This is a genomic window from Candidatus Obscuribacterales bacterium, from assembly GCA_036703605.1.
In the GTDB taxonomy this organism is placed as follows: Bacteria; Cyanobacteriota; Cyanobacteriia; order RECH01; family RECH01; genus RECH01.
On record DATNRH010000479.1, the window covers coordinates 1 to 1,470 of the forward strand.

The 1,470-nt window shown below is 55.6% G+C and carries 1 protein-coding gene; it reads left to right on the forward strand.

The window, feature by feature from the left end:
* Nucleotides 1-234 precede the first annotated feature (234 nt).
* On the forward strand, nucleotides 235-1,446 hold the full coding sequence (locus tag V6D20_10275) for an MFS transporter (GenBank protein ID HEY9816166.1): 1,212 nt from the start codon (nucleotides 235-237) through the stop codon (nucleotides 1,444-1,446).
* Nucleotides 1,447-1,470 lie beyond the last annotated feature (24 nt).

A 1,470-nucleotide genomic window follows, 5' to 3' on the forward strand; every position in this document is an offset into this window, starting at 1 on the left:
CATTCCTAACGCTAACTACTAGCCAGCAGGCTTTTGGGTACGTCTTCACCTGCTGAATGCTCTTTCCTATAAGGATTGTAACACCCCTGATCAAGATGATTAGCCAGATGATAACTGAATACACCTCCTCAGGGCGATCGCTCTTCTATCTCAAAAAACACATGAATTGGCATGGGGCATCTGTATCATAGGCATGGCGATCGCCCCGTTGTGTTGAGAAGAGGAGTGAAGTCCATGCCGGTTTCGTCTGTCCCGCCTTGGTGGATTGGTATTGCCATTTCCTACTACGCCTTCATAGCCATTGGAATTACAGAAGCCGGACTAGGGGTATTGCTGCCATCCATTTTGGTAGACTATGACCTCACTCCAGCAACCGTGACCTTGCTGTTTGTCAGCCAAATCAGTGGCTACATCCTCGCCGCGCTGATGAGCAGCATTATCAGCCATCGGCTGGGGTTGGGGGCCATGCTGCTGCTAGCCTCGGGCGCATTAACCCTGGCCTTGATAGTCTATGGACGATCGCCCCTGTGGAGCATCATGGTGGTGATGGGGGCGCTTTTGGGGTTAGGAATTGGGTTGATTGATGCCGGAGTAAATACGGCCATTGTGCAGGACGATCGCAGTGCGCCATTAATTGGCACCCTCCATGGCTTTTATGGCGTAGGTGCACTGCTGGGGCCCGCGATCGCCACCACCTTGATGGCTGCCGGGTACGACTGGCGACAGGTGTATCTGGCCTTAGCCAGCTTGGTAGGACTGTTGGGCGTAGCGGTAGGGGCAGCTCTGTTCTGTCGATATCCGCCCTTACTCCATCGCAATCTTACAGGATCCACAACAGCCTGGAGAACCCTAAAGCGATCGCTCAAAGTTCCAGTGGTGCTGCTTTCAGGGCTATTTTTGCTAATTTATATCGGTATTGAAGCAGGGCTAGGCAACTGGGCCTATACAGTACAGGTGCTAGCCCGATCGACCCCCGAACTGGTAGCGGGGTATAGCGTCAGTGCCTACTGGCTGGGCCTAACCCTGGGGCGATTTCTACTGGGATATTGTCTGACCTGGCTGGGGGCAGTGCGCACCCTTAGCGTTTCATTACTCACGCTGCTGCTAGGGCTAATGGCATGGTGGCAACTGCCAGGCCAATGGGTGAGCCTGCCGCTGATTGGGTTTGCCCTAGCGCCGATCTTTCCTGCCACAATCTGGCTAATTCCCAAACGCCTACCCGCTGCTCTCGTGCCCGCCGCCATTGGATTTACCACCAGTGCGGCAAGCTTTGGGGCAGCGCTGATTCCCACGGGCATCGGCTGGATTGCAGATTGGGCAGGGCTGGCGGCCATTCCGGCGCTGCTGCTACCCTTGGCGATCGCCCTGGTAGGTCTGCATCACTGGCTGGTGCGGCTGTCTCGGGGGCGACTGGCCCGACTGGCCTCTCGTCCTGGGAAGCAATGACCCTCATATCAGATTCTGATCTGA